At 64.0% G+C, this 15,365-nt stretch carries 17 protein-coding genes and 1 pseudogene; 4 read left to right on the forward strand and 14 right to left on the reverse strand.

The window, feature by feature from the left end; genetic code table 11:
* Nucleotides 1–52: 52 nt before the first annotated feature.
* The 3 genes from rpoZ to VNN55_03110 are packed head-to-tail and all read right to left on the reverse strand — an operon-like array spanning nucleotide 53 to nucleotide 1,974.
* The gene (rpoZ, locus tag VNN55_03100) at nucleotides 53–409 is read right to left on the reverse strand and encodes a DNA-directed RNA polymerase subunit omega (GenBank protein HWO56535.1); all 357 of its coding nucleotides are present in this window, start codon (nucleotides 407–409) and stop codon (nucleotides 53–55) included.
* Between the two features lie 31 nt (nucleotides 410–440).
* Complete coding sequence (gmk, locus tag VNN55_03105; protein ID HWO56536.1) at nucleotides 441–1,058, reverse strand: guanylate kinase; 618 nt, start codon at nucleotides 1,056–1,058, stop codon at nucleotides 441–443.
* A 25-nt stretch (nucleotides 1,059–1,083) separates the two neighbouring features.
* Nucleotides 1,084–1,974: a YicC/YloC family endoribonuclease gene (locus tag VNN55_03110; protein HWO56537.1), complete on the reverse strand. Its 891-nt coding sequence runs from the start codon at nucleotides 1,972–1,974 to the stop codon at nucleotides 1,084–1,086.
* A gap of 82 nt (nucleotides 1,975–2,056) precedes the next feature.
* Here VNN55_03110 and VNN55_03115 point away from each other — a divergent pair, with 82 nt between their 5' ends.
* The 4 genes from VNN55_03115 to VNN55_03130 all read left to right on the forward strand — a co-directional run bounded on the left by VNN55_03115 (nucleotide 2,057) and on the right by VNN55_03130 (nucleotide 5,797).
* Entirely contained in the window at nucleotides 2,057–3,790 is a 1,734-nt protein-coding gene (locus VNN55_03115; GenBank protein ID HWO56538.1) for an NFACT RNA binding domain-containing protein, read from the forward strand.
* A 73-nt stretch (nucleotides 3,791–3,863) separates the two neighbouring features.
* Nucleotides 3,864–4,232, forward strand: coding sequence for a hypothetical protein (locus tag VNN55_03120; GenBank protein HWO56539.1), 369 nt, complete (start codon nucleotides 3,864–3,866; stop codon nucleotides 4,230–4,232).
* A 195-nt stretch (nucleotides 4,233–4,427) separates the two neighbouring features.
* On the forward strand, nucleotides 4,428–4,703 hold the full coding sequence (locus VNN55_03125) for a MoaD/ThiS family protein (protein HWO56540.1): 276 nt from the start codon (nucleotides 4,428–4,430) through the stop codon (nucleotides 4,701–4,703).
* 2 nt (nucleotides 4,704–4,705) lie between these two features.
* Nucleotides 4,706–5,797, forward strand: coding sequence for an exo-alpha-sialidase (locus tag VNN55_03130; GenBank protein ID HWO56541.1), 1,092 nt, complete (start codon nucleotides 4,706–4,708; stop codon nucleotides 5,795–5,797).
* Between the two features lie 196 nt (nucleotides 5,798–5,993).
* Here the strand turns inward: VNN55_03130 and VNN55_03135 are convergent, their stop codons facing one another.
* The 11 genes and pseudogenes from VNN55_03135 to hutU form a co-directional block, all read right to left on the reverse strand.
* A complete protein-coding gene (locus VNN55_03135) occupies nucleotides 5,994–6,413 on the reverse strand; it encodes a YraN family protein (protein HWO56542.1) in 420 nt (139 codons plus the stop codon).
* Nucleotides 6,413–7,078 (reverse strand): ribonuclease HII, encoded by a 666-nt coding sequence (locus VNN55_03140; protein ID HWO56543.1) that lies wholly within the window; start codon nucleotides 7,076–7,078, stop codon nucleotides 6,413–6,415. The genes VNN55_03135 and VNN55_03140 overlap by 1 nt, the downstream gene beginning before the upstream one ends.
* Nucleotides 7,079–7,093: 15 nt before the next feature.
* Nucleotides 7,094–7,651 carry an SRPBCC domain-containing protein gene (locus VNN55_03145; protein ID HWO56544.1) on the reverse strand — a complete coding sequence of 186 codons (558 nt, stop codon included), beginning with the start codon at nucleotides 7,649–7,651 and terminating at the stop codon, nucleotides 7,094–7,096.
* Between the two features lies 1 nt (nucleotide 7,652).
* Nucleotides 7,653–8,024, reverse strand: a complete 372-nt coding sequence (rplS, locus tag VNN55_03150) for a 50S ribosomal protein L19 (protein HWO56545.1) — start codon at nucleotides 8,022–8,024, stop codon at nucleotides 7,653–7,655.
* 29 nt (nucleotides 8,025–8,053) lie between these two features.
* Complete coding sequence (trmD, locus tag VNN55_03155; protein ID HWO56546.1) at nucleotides 8,054–8,818, reverse strand: tRNA (guanosine(37)-N1)-methyltransferase TrmD; 765 nt, start codon at nucleotides 8,816–8,818, stop codon at nucleotides 8,054–8,056.
* 7 nt (nucleotides 8,819–8,825) lie between these two features.
* Complete coding sequence (gene rimM, locus VNN55_03160) at nucleotides 8,826–9,332, reverse strand: ribosome maturation factor RimM (protein ID HWO56547.1); 507 nt, start codon at nucleotides 9,330–9,332, stop codon at nucleotides 8,826–8,828.
* A 160-nt stretch (nucleotides 9,333–9,492) separates the two neighbouring features.
* Nucleotides 9,493–9,747, reverse strand: a pseudogene (gene rpsP, locus VNN55_03165) (30S ribosomal protein S16).
* A gap of 48 nt (nucleotides 9,748–9,795) precedes the next feature.
* Nucleotides 9,796–11,127, reverse strand: a complete 1,332-nt coding sequence (gene ffh, locus VNN55_03170) for a signal recognition particle protein (GenBank protein ID HWO56548.1) — start codon at nucleotides 11,125–11,127, stop codon at nucleotides 9,796–9,798.
* Nucleotides 11,128–11,339: 212 nt separating this feature from the next.
* On the reverse strand, nucleotides 11,340–12,107 hold the full coding sequence (locus VNN55_03175) for a PASTA domain-containing protein (protein HWO56549.1): 768 nt from the start codon (nucleotides 12,105–12,107) through the stop codon (nucleotides 11,340–11,342).
* Nucleotides 12,104–13,522 (reverse strand): 16S rRNA (cytosine(967)-C(5))-methyltransferase RsmB, encoded by a 1,419-nt coding sequence (rsmB, locus tag VNN55_03180; protein HWO56550.1) that lies wholly within the window; start codon nucleotides 13,520–13,522, stop codon nucleotides 12,104–12,106. The genes VNN55_03175 and rsmB overlap by 4 nt, the downstream gene beginning before the upstream one ends.
* Before the next feature lie 122 nt (nucleotides 13,523–13,644).
* Nucleotides 13,645–15,303, reverse strand: coding sequence for a urocanate hydratase (hutU, locus tag VNN55_03185; protein ID HWO56551.1), 1,659 nt, complete (start codon nucleotides 15,301–15,303; stop codon nucleotides 13,645–13,647).
* Nucleotides 15,304–15,365: the final 62 nt, after the last annotated feature.

The raw sequence follows: 15,365 nt of genomic DNA on the forward strand, positions 1-15,365 counted from the left end.
CATCCCGCCGGTCGATTGCGCACGCCAACTCGCTGCAAATCAATAGATTACACTATTTCTGCTCAATGGATTCGCCCGGTCGCTCGACTTTGATCTTGCCCTCGATCAGCTCAGAGAGGGCATACGAGGTCATCTTCAGCCGTTTCAGCTCGGCGGCCTCTTCCATGCCCCGTTCTTCCATGGCGACTTTCTTGGCGTTGAGCTGACGGGCGCGGGCCGCCGCGATCAGGACGCCTTCGTAGCGGTTCTTGGCGTGCTGGCGCAGCCCTTCCAGGGAGATGAGCCGACCGTGCTTGCCCCCGCGCAGGGTCATCCGGCCTTTTTCGACGCGCGGCTGCGCCGGGACAAATGTCTGCTCGTCGTGCCCGTCATCCATCGCATTGCGATCATTGGTGTCGACCATAGCCATTCCCATTAATCCTTCCTCCGTGTGTGTGATTTCAAGCCGGCGATGTGGCGGCGGCCAGCGACGGGTGCCGTTCACGTCGCAACATTTCGGCGCGGATCACCGCTTCGCAGTCGGCAATACAGTCCTTCAGGTCATCGTTGGTCACCAGATAGTCGTATTCACCGGCGCGGCTCAGTTCGGTCCGAGCGGTCTCCAACCGCCGGGCAATGGCCTCCGGCGACTCGGATCGGCGGCCCTTCAAGCGACGCACAAGCGCGCTCATCGAAGTGGGCAACAGAAAGATGCTCACCACACCGGGCAGAGCGTGCCGCAGCGAAGCAGCCCCCTGGACATCGAGGTCGAAGAGCATGATCCGCTTCAGCCGTTGGGCCCGTTCGACGTTGGCGCGCGGCGTGCCATACGACTTGTCATGCACCGTCGCCCACTCCACCAGTTGGCCCGCGTCCCTCATACGCGCAAACTGCTCCTCCGTCGCAAAAAAATAGTGTGTGCCGTTGCGCTCGCCGGCGCGTTTGGCGCGGGTTGTGACCGACACCGAGTAGAGAAACTCGGGGTGCTTGCGGCGCAGGGCGTTGATGACGGTGGTCTTGCCGCCGCCCGACGGGGAGGAAATCACCACCATCATTGCGGTGCCCGTCCAGCGCCCCATGCTCCTCGCTCCCCGCGTCCGGCCCTTACTCGATGTTCTGCACCTGCTCGCGGATGCGCTCCAGCTCTTCCTTCAACTGCACCGCGAGAGTCGAAATCTCCGCCGAGACCGACTTGGAGGCGATCGTGTTCGCCTCGCGGTTCATCTCCTGCAGGAGAAAATTGAGACGCCGTCCGGCGGCCTCGCCGGCTTCGAGCGTCTCGACGAAATGTTCGGTGTGCACCAGCAGCCGCACGCACTCTTCGGTGATATCGGCGCGATCGGCCAGGAAGGCGACCTCCTGGGCGATACGCTGTGGCTCGATTCCGGTCTGGCCGAGCAGTTCCTGAATGCGGGCATTGAGCCGGTCACGGATCGCCGCCGGCACTGCCGCGGCCAGTTGCTTCACCTGGCCGACACAGGACTCGATGATCGCCACCCGTTCGCGCAAATCGCGCGCCAGCGCTTCACCCTCGCGGCGACGCGCCGCCACCAGTTGGTCGAGGGCCGCGTTCAACGATTCGGTGAGCACCGACTCCACCGTGGCGTCGATCGTCTCCGCCTGTGTTCCCCACAGGTCGGGAATGCGCAACAAATCGCCGAGCCCAAGCGGGGCGAGCGATTTATGCCGCGCGCCGATACGCTGCAGTGTGTCGACATACCAATCGACCAGAGCATCGTTGGGCGCCTGATTCGGCGCGAAATCGACACGCTCCCAAGTCAGTTGGCCGAAGATCTTGCCACGGGAGAGCCGCTTGTCGATGAGCGCCCGCAACGGGGACTCCATCCCCATCAGCCAGCGCGGCAGGCGCAGGGAGATTTCCAGGAAGCGGCTGTTGACCGAGGAGAGTTCAAAGACCGCGCGGTAGCCGTCGCGGACAACCTCACCGCGGCCAAAGCCGGTCATGCTCTCGATGTAAGCGCTCTTTCCCGCCATAATAGAAACGCCTATAATCCGCTATTCCCGGCTGGAAGTCAATGGATTATCCGGCGGGCGGGAGAGCCAAGGCATTGGGGCAATGAAAGTTATCGGCTGGCAATTGGTGCGCTTGGCCCGCGAGGCGCAAGAATACGTTGTGGGGTGCCAGATCGAGCAGATCCGTCGACGCCCGGATCGGGCGCGGATCGGTCTGGTCGCGGGGTCGTCGCGCGGAAAGTTCCACATCGTCATCGGCGTTCGCGGCGAAGCGGCGGCGCTCTATTGGTCGCAAGCCAAATCGCGCATCGCCGACTGGCAACTCTACGAACGCACCGAAGCATTCAACCGTCTGCGCTCCGCGCGTCTGACCGCCGTGGGCATCGCCGCCAATGATCGGATCCTGCGCTTCGAGTTCGACAAACCCGGCGAGGCGCCGGAGGAGGACCGTCGTTACTCGTTGGTCGCCGCCTGGACAGGGAGCGCGGCCAACTTGTGGCTGATCGATCCGACGGATGAGACCATCCTGGAATCGCTGCACCCCGACGCCGATGCCGAGGACCGCGGACGGCGACGCGCGTTGAGTCTTCCCGCGCCTCCCGATCTGGCCGATTGGCGGACGCTGACGCGGGCGGACTACAAGAGACTGCGCCAGTCCGACCAGACGCTTGACCTCGGCGACTTTCTGCGGCGGCGTTTCTGGGGGATCGATAGCGGCTTGGCACGACAGATCGAGGAACGCGTCGGTGCGACATCACCATCGGAGACGGCCGGCGAACATTCGGCGTTGCGTGACTGGGAGGAGTTCCAGGCATTGCGGGAAGTCGCGGGAGCGGCGATTGATCCGGCCACTCCGCTTTTGATGACCGGCGTCGGTTACGATCCATCGGACATTCGACTGGCGGGCCCTGCCGCCACGGGAACGGCGTCGCTGGCCGAACTTCTGGTCGCCTGTGACCGTGCGCGCGCCGCCGGGGCGACGGATTCGGGGCCGCTGGCGCACATCGCCGGCGCCCTGCGCGATCTGCTGCGCAAAAACGAGCGCCGTCTGGCCTCGCTGGCGCGGACCGAGGCGGAGGGGGCGCGCGCCGACGAATACAAGCGTCTGGCCGACCTGCTGTCGGCCCATCGTGCCGACCTGCGCAAGGGGATGGCGGGAATCGACGTGCCGGACTGGCAGCGTGGGTCAACGATCACCATCCCGCTCAATGCGGCGCGTTCGCCGCAACAGAACATCGACGACTACTACCGCAAGGCGCGCAAGGCGGCCGACGCGGTGTCCGCGGCGCGCAATGAACGTCCGCATCTGGCGCGTGACCTGGAACGGCTGCGCGCGGCGCTGGCGCGGATCGATGCCGGACTGGTGGAGGGTGACGCGCTGCGTGAGATCGCCGTGGCCTTTGGTATCGACCCGGAGGTGCCGGCGACGGGGCGTCGTCCGGCGCCGCGTCTGCCTTATCGTGAGTTCATAATCGGGCGCGACCGCCTGTTGGTGGGACGTTCCTCGCGCGACAACGATGAATTGACGCTGCGCCATGCCCGCCCGCAGGACCTGTTCTTCCATGTGCATGGCTCGCCGGGATCGCATGTGATCCTGCGCCGTGAGAACCGGGAGACGCCGGTGGACAAAGACACGATCACTCTGGCCGCGCAGGTGGCGGCCTACTTCAGCAAGTCAAAGCATGCGGGGCTGGTCCCGGTGGTGTACACCGAGGCCCGGTATGTGCGCAAGCCGCGCAAGGCCCCGGCGGGCACGGTGAGCGTCGAACGCGAAAAATCCATCATGGTCCGTCCCCTGCCGCCCCCGGGTTACCACGACAAGAAGACCCCGGATTAGGGCCGGGCCGTGTGGCGCCAAAACGGGTTTTGAGTGTATATTAGGAGGCGTGACCGTCCGACCCAACCTGCCCATGAAGATCAAACTCGCCATTGTGACCGTACTCATCCTCGCCGCCGTCGGCGTGGTCTGGATGTACCAGTCCGGCCAGCTGGGCGTTGTCGATCCACAAAACCGCAAGGTCGAACAACCGATCGACGAGGCCACTTTTGTGAAGGCCTATGTCGAACTCGCCACCCTGGCCGAGACGATGGCGATCGGCACGCCTGAGTACGAGCGCGAGAAGGCGCGCGTGCTGGAGGGACTGGGGGTCACCCCGGAGGCGGTCGAAAAGCAATTGGCCTCCTACAACAATCGCCCCGACCTGTGGCATCCGATCTGGGAGAAGATCCAGACCGAATTACAAAAACGAGCCGGGACCTCCGGTTCATCGGGCGGGTGAGAACGGCAAGCCGCTGTCCGACGCCGCCAGGCGGAATTCGCTGGCGGCGTTTGATCTTGGCCGATCCACTGCCATCGTCACGAATTAATTCGCGAGATGATTGACAGCCACAAGACGCCCTTCCTTACTTGGCAACCAGTAGTCTGACCCGTTGGGCACGCGGATTCTCCGAGCACCCGGAGGGGGAACGAAAACATGACAATTATTATCCGCATCCCCGGACCATTGCGCGAGACATGCGGCGGCGCGTCCGAGGTGCCGGTGCCGGCTGCGACCATCGCGGCGGCTCTCAACGAAATCGAACGGCAGCATCCGTTGTTGTATCGCGGCGTTTGCGACGAGACCGGTCGGGTGCGTCGTCACATCAACCTGTTCATCAACAAGTCACTGGTGCGTGGCCCGCAGGGGCTGACAACACAACTGTCGCCGGGGGATGTGATTACGATCATGCCCGCGGTTTCGGGAGGTTGAGCATGCCGGAACGTGTGATTCTCTGCCTGGGAACCAAGAAGGGATTGTTCGTGGCCGAGGCGGCCAAGACCCGTCGCCGCTTCGAATTACGGGGGCCGTTCGGACCGGGCGTCTCGGTCAATGCGGCGTTGGTCGACCGCCGCGGCAAGCCGCGTATTTATGCCTCAAGCTGCAATCCGTTTTTCGGGATGAAGGTCCTGCGCTCAACCGATCTGGGCAAATCGTTCAAGGAGACCAAGTCGGCGCCGAGTTTTCCAAAGGACGATGGGCGCGCGCTGGCCAACATCTGGTCGCTGGAAGCGGGGCATGACACGAAGGACCTGTGGTGCGGCGTTGAGCCGGCGGCGCTGTTCCACAGCGACGACGGCGGCGATTCCTGGGAGATGGTGCCGGGGATCAGCAACCATGAGCACGCGCGCCAGTGGCAACCCGGCGGCGGCGGGCTTTGCATGCACACCATCCTGATGGATGGCGAGCGCATCCATCTCGGCATTTCGACCGGCGGGCATTACCTCAGCGAGGACCGCGGCCAGAGCTTTCGTCCGGCCAACAACGGCATCGGCGCCGGATTTGTCCCCGATCCGTTCCCGGAATGGGGGCAGTGCGTCCACAAAATCGCGGGACATCCGGACGCGCCGGGGCGATTCTATCTGCAAAATCACGGCGGCTGGGACGAGCGCCCGGGGATTGGCGTGCTGCGCAGCGACGACCACGGCCACACCTGGCGGTCGATCAGCAAGGGACTGCCATCGGATTTCGGATTTCCCATCGTCGTGCATCCCCACAATCCCGAGGTCGTCTATGTCGTGCCGCTGGTTCCAATGACGCGAACCTGCCCCGACGGCTCCCCCGCGGTCTGGCGCAGCGAAAACGGCGGCGACTCCTGGAAGCGACTGGCTAAGGGATTTCCCAGGAAGGACTCCTACTTCACCGTCCTGCGTGACGCGCTCGACATCGATGACCTGAAGTCTCCGGCGCTCTACCTGGGCACGACGACCGGACAATTGTGGATGGGACGCGAGGGCGGCGAGGAATGGACATGTCTCTTCGATTCGCTGCCGCCGATCCACTGTGTTAAAGTCGCGGTTGTGTAATCCCCGCAAGATCGACTCTGCATTCCTCACTTCCCATGCGGGGGAGAGGGCTGGGGTGAGGGGGCGATCCTGCCGCACACATCAGCCCCCTACCCTAACCCTTTCCCCTGAAAGGGGAGAGGGACTACACATTAGTCAACCGCACTGCAAGCGCGCTGCGCTGCCTACTCTCCCCCATGGGGCGACGGGATCGCAGTCATTCCAAAACGAAGGCGGCGACGGTATGAACCAGCGGTGGTTCTTTGCCGGGGGCGGCGGCGCTGATGGAGATCGTGTCGAAGCGAAAGCTTTTGTGTGCGCAGTTGTGTTCGGCGAGATAGCACTCGGCCGCGCGGGCGATGGCGGCCTGTTTGCGGGGCGTGATCCAGGTGATGGGGTCGCCGTAGTGGGCGGTCCGGGCGGTCTTCACCTCTACGAACACGAGGCAGTCGCCGTCTTCGGCGATGATGTCCAACTCATTGCGAACGCCGGGCGCGCGCCAGTTGCGAGCGATGATAAGGTAGCCGCGCGCGACCAGATAGTCGGCAGCGCGCTGTTCACCGCGCCGCGCCAACCGTTGACGCGGGGTGGGATGCCTGGGCTTGGGGATCTTGCGCGGTGTCTTGCGACCGACCATCACAGTTCGAGGGAGTTTTGCCGCCACTCGCGCACCGGCGCGAAACTGCGGCGGTGGATGGGCGATGGACCGAGACGCTCCAGCGCCTCCTGGTGTTCCGGCGTGGCATATCCCTTGTGATGCGCGAAACCGTAGCCGGGGTATGTCTGGTCGTATTCCTCCATCATGCGGTCGCGGATTTCCTTGGCGAGGATCGACGCCGCGCCGATGGTGATGCTGGCGCTGTCGCCGCGGACGATGGCGCGTTGCGGACAGGCCAGATCGGGGATGAGCGCCTTGCCGTCGACCAGCACGGCCTCAGGCGGCATGGCCAGTTGTTCGATGGCGCGCCGCATGGCCAGAAAGGTAGCGTTGAGGATGTTGATCCGGTCGATTTCGGCCGGCGCGACCAGCCCCACGCCCCAAGTCAACGCCTGCGCGGCAATCGACGGGAAGAGGGTGAGACGTTCGGCCTGTGTGAGCGTCTTGGAGTCGTGAACACCGGGATCGTTGAAGCGTTCGCTGAGAATCACGGCGACGGCGATGACCGGACCCGCCAGGGGGCCGCGTCCGACTTCATCGACACCGGCCACCAGGCGCAATCCGCTCTCCCAGAACCGCCGTTCATGGAGCCAACGGTCGAGGGCATCGCCGTTGGCTTTTGATCCGCGCGCCACGCGTCGCATGGGAGTTGCCGTTCGCTACTGCGCCGATGAAACTTTCCTGCGATAGTCCCCCGATTCCACGTACGGCTTGAAGCGTTCGATCAGGAAGTGATGCCAGACACGATCGACGATGTCGGGAATCTCCGGCTCGATCTGTCCGGTGGCGTTCACCGTCAGCGTGAGCAGCGTGCTGTCGCTGCCCCGCGCCGTGAACTCCAGCGTATGCACCATGACGATGGCGCGTCCGGTCAGGCCCAGAGGCCCTTCAAAGCGCAGGAGCCGTCCGCGCCACGCGGTGATTACAGTCGCATGCAACGCGCCGTTGCCGGAATCGTCAAAGATCTCATAGAATCCGCCCCCGGCTTTGGGCTCGATGTAGAGCGCCTTGGGATGCTCGGCGATGGAGTGATCCCACCAGTCGCGGATGTCGCCGGTGAACGCGTCGAAGACCGCCACCGGCGATGCCGGCAGCGTCAGTTGGTGCGTGACGACAAATCCCGTGGGCGCCAGCGGCGCGACCGCACCCTGTCCTACCCGAAACGGCAACGCCGTCAGAAACGCCGCGACCGCGGCCACGCGCAGGAGGCGTGTCACGTTACTCGCCGCCCCCGGCGGCCACGTCGGTCTTCTTCTCCTTGACCCGCGCGGCGCGTCCGGTCAGCTCGCGCATGTAGAACAACTTGGCGCGGCGGACCTTGCCCTGCTTGACCAGTTCGACCTTGGCCACGTTGGGCGAATGGGTCGGGAAGATGCGTTCGACAAACACGCCATGCTCGGAGAGCTTGCGCACGGTGAAGGTGGCATTGGCGCCGACCCCGCGCTTCTGGATGACAGTGCCCTGGAAGACCTGGATGCGTTCCTTGTCGCCTTCCTTGATCTTCACGTGGACGCGGACAATGTCGCCGGGATTGACCGGGGCGGCTTCGGCCTGCGGGTCCTTGAGTCCGATGGTGTTGAGGTTGATCATCGCGATACTCCTTCAAGTATGATTGTTTTCTATCCTTCACCGCCGACATCGAACTCGGCGTCCGCATTCTCGAGAATCCGTCGCCGGCCGCGGGCGGCCAGGTCGGGACGGTACAACTCGGTCAATTCGCGCGCCTGTTCCGCGCGCCAGTCGGCCACCTGGGCGTGATGCCCCGACAACAAGACCGGCGGCACCTGCAGGCCGCGCCACTCGGCGGGGCGGGTGTACTGCGGCGCGCCAAGGCCGCCATCGTCGCGCACGAACGAATCGTTGCGCGCCGCCTCGTCGTTGCCCAGGAAACCCGGGACCCGTCGGGCGGTCGCCTCAATCATCACCATGGTCGGCAGTTCGCCGCCCGAGAGCACGTAGTCGCCGATGCAGCGACGCACCGGCCGCAGGTAGTCGAACACGCGCTCGTCCATGCCCGTGTAGTGACCGCAGACGAAGATCAGGTGCGACCGTCCGGCCCACTCGTCGGCGTCATCCTGGCCAAACAGCGAGCCGTGCGGCGTGGGAATGATGGTCACGCAATCCACGGCGCCGGGCCCGCCGCCGAGTGATTCGACGGCGCGCGCGATCGGCTCGGCCTTGAGGATCATGCCGCCGCCGCCGCCGAACGGTGTGTCGTCGATGGTGTGATGCGCCGGATCATCGGACCAATCGCGCAGATCATGAACGCGCACCGACAGCACGCCTTGGGCCAAGCCGCGGGCCATCAGCGATTCGCCGAGAAATCCGGAGAACATCGCCGGGAAGGCGGTGATCACATCGATGGTCAGCCCCTGTGTGCCCATGTGTCTGTCAATCCAGCAATCCCGGTATCGGATCGATCACCATGCGTCGGGTCTTCAAGTCGATCGACTTGATGAAGACATCGACCGCCGGAATCATGAACTCCCTGTCGCCATCGCGGCAGACATAGATGTCGTTGGCGGTGCCGTCGATAATCTCCACGATCGCTCCCACCGCACGACCATCGGGGGTGACCACGGTCAGGCCGAGGATCTGATCATGGAAGTATCGTCCCTCCGGCAGCGCGACCCGCTCGGCCGCTTCGATTTCGACATCGCCACCCAGCCAGATCTGCACATCCTCGGGCGTCTGGACCGCGTCGGTGCGCAGAATCACAAACCCGGCGGCGATCTGGACGGAGAGGACGTTGGCGGCGGCGGTCCTGGCACCCCGGGAGAGCGTTACCCGCTTCAACGCGGCGAAGCGCTCCAGATCATCGGCGTAGGGCCAGACACGGAACGCGCCCTGGACGCCATGCGCCTTGCCAATTTTGCCGAGGGCGACACGGTCGGTCACCACAGCGTTTCCTCTCCCGCCAAGAGAAGGGAGACTACTCCTCCTTCTTGGCGCCGGCGGCCTCGGCCATGCGGGCACGCTTGCGCGCCTTGACCTTGCCGGCCTTCTCGGTCACGGTGTCCTTCAGGACGAGATTCGAGTAGTCCTCGCCCTTTTGCGCCTTGGCCCAGATCATGTCCAGTCCGGTATGAACGAACAACGTACGGACCGTGTCCGACGGCTCGGCGCCCATCTTGAGCCACTTGAGGGTCTTTTCGATGTCGAAAGAGACCTTGCCGGGCTTCTCGGTGGGACGGTACCAGCCGATGATCTCGATGAATCGGCCATCGCGCGGCATGCGCGAATCCGCCGCGACCACGCGGTACAGCGGGGCGTTGCGGCGCCCGCCGCGGCGAAGACGAATGGTTGCTGCCAATCAAAACCTCCGGTGAATATGGTGAATCGTTAACGAGACTCCATGCGATCAACCCATGGGCATGCCGAACGGCACGCGCAGGGGGCCCTTCTTCCCTGCCTTGGAGAACTGCTTCATCATCTTCTGCATCATGCCGAACTGCTTGATCAGGCGATTGACGTCCTGAATCGAGTTGCCTGAGCCGCGGGCGATGCGCGCGCGACGCGCCCCGTTGAGGATTTCGGGGCGGCGACGCTCTTCGGGGGTCATCGAGAGGATCATCGCCTCCATCCGCCCCTGCGCCTTGGGATCAAGAGACATCCCCTTCAACTGCCGCCCCACGCCCGGCAACATGCCGAGGATGGAGTCCAGCGGCCCCATCTTCTTCAATTGCTGCATCTGCTCGAGGAAGTCCTCGAAGTTGAACTGCGCGCGCCGCAGTTTCTCTTCCATCTCGCGGGCGCGCTGGCTGTCGATGGTCTGCTGCGCTTTTTCCACCAGCGAAACGACATCGCCCATGCCGAGAATGCGCGAGGCCATCCGATCGGGGTGGAAGGGCTCGAGGTCCTCGACCTTTTCGCCGACGCCGGTGAAGAGGATCGGGACGCCGGTGACTTTGGCGACCGAGAGCGCGGCGCCGCCGCGGGCATCGCCGTCGATCTTGGTGAAGATCACGCCGTCGATGCCGACTTTGTCGGCGAAGGCCGAGGCCGAGCTGACCGCATCCTGCCCGGTCATGGCATCGGCGACGAAGAAGGTTTCGGTCGGGCGCAGCCGCTCTTTGATGCCTCTGACTTCGTCCATCAACTCGTCGTTGACATGAAGCCGTCCGGCGGTGTCCACGATGACCAGATCGCAGTGCGCCTGGGCGGCGGCGGCCAGACCGGCGACCGCCACATCGAGCGGGGAGCCGGCGCCGGCGTGCACCGGAATCTTCAACTGCTGCCCGAGTTTGCGCAATTGTTCGATCGCCGCGGGCCGTTGCAGATCACAGGCCACCAGCATTGGCTTGCGCCCGCTCTTGGCAAAACGCGCCGCGAGTTTCGCGCAGGTGGTTGTCTTGCCCGATCCCTGCAACCCGACCAGCATCCAGATTGTGGGATGGGGCGGCTTGGCGAATTGGACCGGACGGTACTGTCCGCCCAGAAGCGCCACCAGACGGTCGTGGATGATCTTGATGATCTGCTGACCCGGCGTGACCGAATTGAGCACCTCGGCGCCGAGCGACTCGCGCTGGACGTCTTCGAGGAACTCCTTGACGACCTTGTAATGAACGTCCGCCTCGAGGAAGGCGCGCCGCACCTGCTTGAGCGCTTCCTCGATGTTCTTCTCCGAGACCTTGCCGTGACCGCGCAGAGTCTTGAAGACACGTTCGAGACGTTCGCCGAGTTGATCAAACATAGTCTATTCCATCCACCATCCACCGATGGCGCAAAAACACGGATGCGATTTGAGCCCGCAGCCGTTGCGGCCGAACAGAAGCGGTCCGGCGCAAACCTTAAATATACGAGGGCTTTAGCGGAATTTCAAGGGAGCACTGTAATCGCCCCGACACAGACACAAGAGGCATGGAGACTTGTCAACATATTCCCAGACAACACCTTACCTGATTTTCAGCGGTTGCGCGAAATGACCAGATCAATCTCGCTGCCCAACGGCAGTTCTTCACCGGGCGTTTGGACCTGCTCGAGAATTGTGCCGGCATCGCGGTCGCGATCATAGCGTCGGTCAACCCGTCCGACCAAGAGCCCACGCTCACGCAGGAGGATGCGCGCCTCTTCGATATTCATGCCGACCAAATTGGGACACCAGGTGTAGTCCTCGCGCAGTTCGGCGTTGACGAGCAAATTGACCACAGCGCGTCGCGGCAGACGGCTGCCGGCGCCGGGGATGGTGCCAACCACCGTGCCGGTTGGCAAGGAGGCGTCCTCGGAGCGGGCGCGTCCCCCGACAATGAACCCGGCCTCCTGCAGGATTAATTCGGCCTGACGAATGGTCTGGCCGCGAACACGCGGCACATCGATCAGTTGCGACCCGCGCGAGACCACGATGCGGAAGAGGCGCCCGCGCTTGATCGGCGATCCGGGCCCGGGACGTTGTTCGATGATGACGCCATCGGGATACTCGGGAGAGAAACGGCGCTCGACAATCTCCATGTCACCATCGACCGCGGCCAGGATCGATTGCGCCTCTTCCAGTTGATGCCCGACCAGCATGGGCGCGGGAATTTCCTCGCCATGCCGGGTGATGATCGGCATCACGACCTTGTCGACCAGCAGGATCAGGGCGGCCACAACGAGGAGCGGAATACCGACGATCTTGAACAACCGCCGGAACCACGCCTTGCGCCAGGCCCGTTGCCAGTGGGACAGTTCGCTCACGGTTGCGCGCGTCGCATCCGCGCGGCGAAGACGCCATCGAGACCGTCTTCCGGCGGGCGGGTGGAGAGGTAGCCGGCAGGAGTGACGTATTTGTGCGGCACCCAGGTCCCGGCGGGCTCGAGCGTGAATTCGGGATGATCCCGCAGGAAGATTTCGACCACTTGCTCGTTTTCCTGTGGGGAGAGGGTGCAGGTGGAATAGACAAGCACGCCGCCGGGGGCGACGTGGGCGGAGGCCGCGGTCAGCCAGATGCCCTGCGAGCGCGACAGACGGGTGATGTCGGCCGGCGACTTGGTCCACCGCACTTCGGGGTTCTTCGGCAGCGTGCCGAGCGCCGAACACGGCGCATCGGCCAGAACCCGCGCGGCGGCGCGATCGCCGAGACTGGTGACGTCGGCGGCGATCGGCAGGATGTTGTTGTAGCCCAGGCGCAGCTTGTTTTCGGTCACACGCTCCAGGCGCTTTTCGCTTTTGTCCACCGCGAGCACCTGGCCGGTCTCACCGACACGCTCGGAGATGGCCAATGTCTTGCCGCCGGGAGCGGAGAACATATCGATGATGGTTTCGCCCGGTTGCGGATCGAGCAGTTGGATGACCAACCCCGCCGCCGGATTCTGGACCCAGCCATACGGTCCGGCAAACAGCGGCGAACCGACAGTCAGCGCCGAGGTGGCGACGGAAACATAGTCGTGGAACTCCGGATGCACCCGCGCCGAACCCAGCTCGTGCTCGGCAATCATCTTCAAGACCACGTCCGCATCGACACCCTGAGCCAGCCGGAAGAAATAGGACGGCGGGCTGTTGGCCCAACGTTCGATCCGTTCCGGACGGTTGTTGCCGAACCGGGTAAAGAGGATTTCGACCAGCCAGTCGGGCATGGAGAGGCGTTCGCCCCAGTAGACCAACTCATTGTCCGTCTGCGGCGGAGCCTGTTCGGCGGCGCGCAGGTCTTCCTTTTCGCGCGCGGCGCGCCGCAGGACGGCGTTGACCAATCCGGCGATGCCTTGATGGGCGACCGCCTTGGCGGCATCGACGGCGGTGGAGACCGCCGCGTGCGGCGGGATGCGATCGCAATCGACGACTTGAAACAGACCGAAGCGAAGTATCCACTTCACCGGCTCTTTGAGGTCCTGATACTTGCCGTCGGTGAGATAACGCGCCTGGGCATCGAGACGGCGCATCCGGCGCAGGACGCCGGCGGCCAGATGGATGGCCAACGCGCGGTCGCGCTGGGACAGATGCGAGAGCGCCGCATCCGAGTGCCAGATTTCGTCGAAATCTTCGCTGCCGCGCACCGAACGGGTGGCGAGGTCATAGGCGACCGCGCGCGGGTTGTCCGCGCCGTAAGGATTAACAGGGGGACGCGGAGCCTGCGAGGGCTTTCCAGGTCGTCGGTGATCGTTGCGCCGTTCCATGGCGGGCAGAGGTCCTTACCAGGCTCATCCTATTGTGATACGGACAAAAACGGCGATTGATCCCCACCTAACAAAAGGTATTTGGTGCAAATCGGACCGAGCGGGGTCCCCGATCTTGTCTGTCAGAGGCCTAAGCCGGGCAGTTTGATACGGTTATCCCGGGCAAAATCGACGGCCTTTTGGTACCCGGCCTCGGCATGCCGCATCACCCCGGTGCCGGGGTCGTTGGTCAAGACCCGTTCGAGCCGTCCCTTGGCATCCTCGGAACCATCGGCCACAATCACCATACCGGCGTGCTGAGACAACCCCATGCCGACACCGCCGCCATGGTGAATCGAGACCCAGCCGGCGCCGGAGATGGCGTTCAGCAGGCCATTGAGCAGCGGCCAATCGGCCACCGCGTCGGAAGTGTCGGCCATCGATTCGGTCTCGCGGAAGGGCGAGGCCACCGAGCCGCAATCCAAGTGGTCACGGCCGATCACAATCGGCGCGCTGATCCTGCCCTTGGCGACCAAGTCGTTGATGATAAGTCCGAATTTGTCACGTTCGCCATAGCCAAGCCAGCAGATGCGCGCGGGCAGCCCCTGATAGCGGACCTTTTCGCGCGCCATGCGGATCCAGCGGCAAAGTGGTTCGTTATGGGAAAACTCGCGCAGGACCACCTCATCGGTGACGGCGATGTCGGCGGGATCGCCGGAGAGGGCGACCCAGCGGAAGGGGCCCTTCCCTTCGCAGAACAGGGGCCGGATGTAGGCGGGGACAAAGCCGGGGAAGGCGAAGGCGTCGGCATATCCGGCCTTCTGCGCCTGGCCGCGCAGGTTGTTGCCATAGTCGAAGGCGATCGCGCCGGCTTTCTGCATCGCCACCATCGCCTCGCAGTGCCGGGCCATCGCCGCCATCGAACGCCGGATGTAACTCTGCGGGTCCTTCTGCCGCAGCGCGATCGCATCGGCCAGCGACAACCCATCAGGGACATAGCCGGACAATTCATCGTGGGCCGAGGTCTGATCGGTGACGATGTCGGGGATCTCGTGACGACGCACCAGTTCAGGGAGAATCTCCGCGCAATTGCCGACAAGACCAATCGACACCGGTTTCTTCGCCGCGACCGATTCTTTCACCCAGCGAAGCGCTTCATCAAGCGAACGGGTCTTTCGATCGCAGTATTCCTTTTCGAGGCGGCGGTCGATGCGCGATTCATCGACCTCGACCACCAGCGCGACACCGCCATTGAGCGTGACCGCCAGCGGCTGGGCGCCGCCCATCCCCCCCATGCCGCCGGTGACCACCCAGCGTCCGGTGAGATCGCCGCCGAAGTGCTGCGTGGCGACCGCGGCAAACGTCTCATAGGTCCCCTGCAGAATGCCCTGGGTGCCGATGTAGATCCATGATCCGGCGGTCATCTGGCCGTACATCATGAGGCCGAGCGCCTCGAGACGGCGGAATTCCTCCCAATTGGCCCAGCGCCCGACGAGGTTGGAGTTGGCGATGAGCACACGCGGCGAGAGTGGATGCGTCTTGAAGATGCCCACGGGCTTGCCGGATTGGACCAGCAGTGTCTCGTCGTTGGCCAGCGAGCGCAACGAGGCGACAATCTGGTGAAAACACTGCCAATTGCGCGCCGCCTTGCCGGAGCCGCCGTAGACGATCAACTCCTGCGGATGCTCGGCCACCTCGGGGTCGAGGTTGTTGTGGATCATGCGCAGGGCGGCTTCCTGAATCCATCCCTGGCAGGTGCGGGAGTTGCCGCGCGGCGCGCGCACGGGCGTGTAGGCGGGCATGGGTGTCGCGGGTTGGTTTATGGCTGTTGTCATATGTCCTCGCCCTCCTCTTCATGACTCCC

The sequence above is a fragment of the bacterium genome (assembly GCA_035559435.1).
GTDB lineage: Bacteria > Zixibacteria > MSB-5A5 > WJJR01 > WJJR01 > JACQFV01.

Bases quoted from the DNA above. Each gene is read 5' to 3' on its own strand.
- rpoZ (HWO56535.1), bottom strand. From the start codon at position 409: ATGGCTATGGTCGACACCAATGATCGCAATGCGATGGATGACGGGCAC.
- gmk (HWO56536.1), bottom strand. From the start codon at position 1,058: ATGGGGCGCTGGACGGGCACCGCAATGATGGTGGTGATTTCCTCCCCG.
- VNN55_03110 (HWO56537.1), bottom strand. From the start codon at position 1,974: ATGGCGGGAAAGAGCGCTTACATCGAGAGCATGACCGGCTTTGGCCGC.
- VNN55_03115 (HWO56538.1), top strand. From the start codon at position 2,057: ATGAAAGTTATCGGCTGGCAATTGGTGCGCTTGGCCCGCGAGGCGCAA.
- VNN55_03120 (HWO56539.1), top strand. From the start codon at position 3,864: ATGAAGATCAAACTCGCCATTGTGACCGTACTCATCCTCGCCGCCGTC.
- VNN55_03125 (HWO56540.1), top strand. From the start codon at position 4,428: ATGACAATTATTATCCGCATCCCCGGACCATTGCGCGAGACATGCGGC.
- VNN55_03130 (HWO56541.1), top strand. From the start codon at position 4,706: ATGCCGGAACGTGTGATTCTCTGCCTGGGAACCAAGAAGGGATTGTTC.
- VNN55_03135 (HWO56542.1), bottom strand. From the start codon at position 6,413: ATGGTCGGTCGCAAGACACCGCGCAAGATCCCCAAGCCCAGGCATCCC.
- VNN55_03140 (HWO56543.1), bottom strand. From the start codon at position 7,078: ATGCGACGCGTGGCGCGCGGATCAAAAGCCAACGGCGATGCCCTCGAC.
- rplS (HWO56545.1), bottom strand. From the start codon at position 8,024: ATGATCAACCTCAACACCATCGGACTCAAGGACCCGCAGGCCGAAGCC.
- trmD (HWO56546.1), bottom strand. From the start codon at position 8,818: ATGGGCACACAGGGGCTGACCATCGATGTGATCACCGCCTTCCCGGCG.
- ffh (HWO56548.1), bottom strand. From the start codon at position 11,127: ATGTTTGATCAACTCGGCGAACGTCTCGAACGTGTCTTCAAGACTCTG.
- rsmB (HWO56550.1), bottom strand. From the start codon at position 13,522: ATGGAACGGCGCAACGATCACCGACGACCTGGAAAGCCCTCGCAGGCT.
- hutU (HWO56551.1), bottom strand. From the start codon at position 15,303: ATGCCCGCCTACACGCCCGTGCGCGCGCCGCGCGGCAACTCCCGCACC.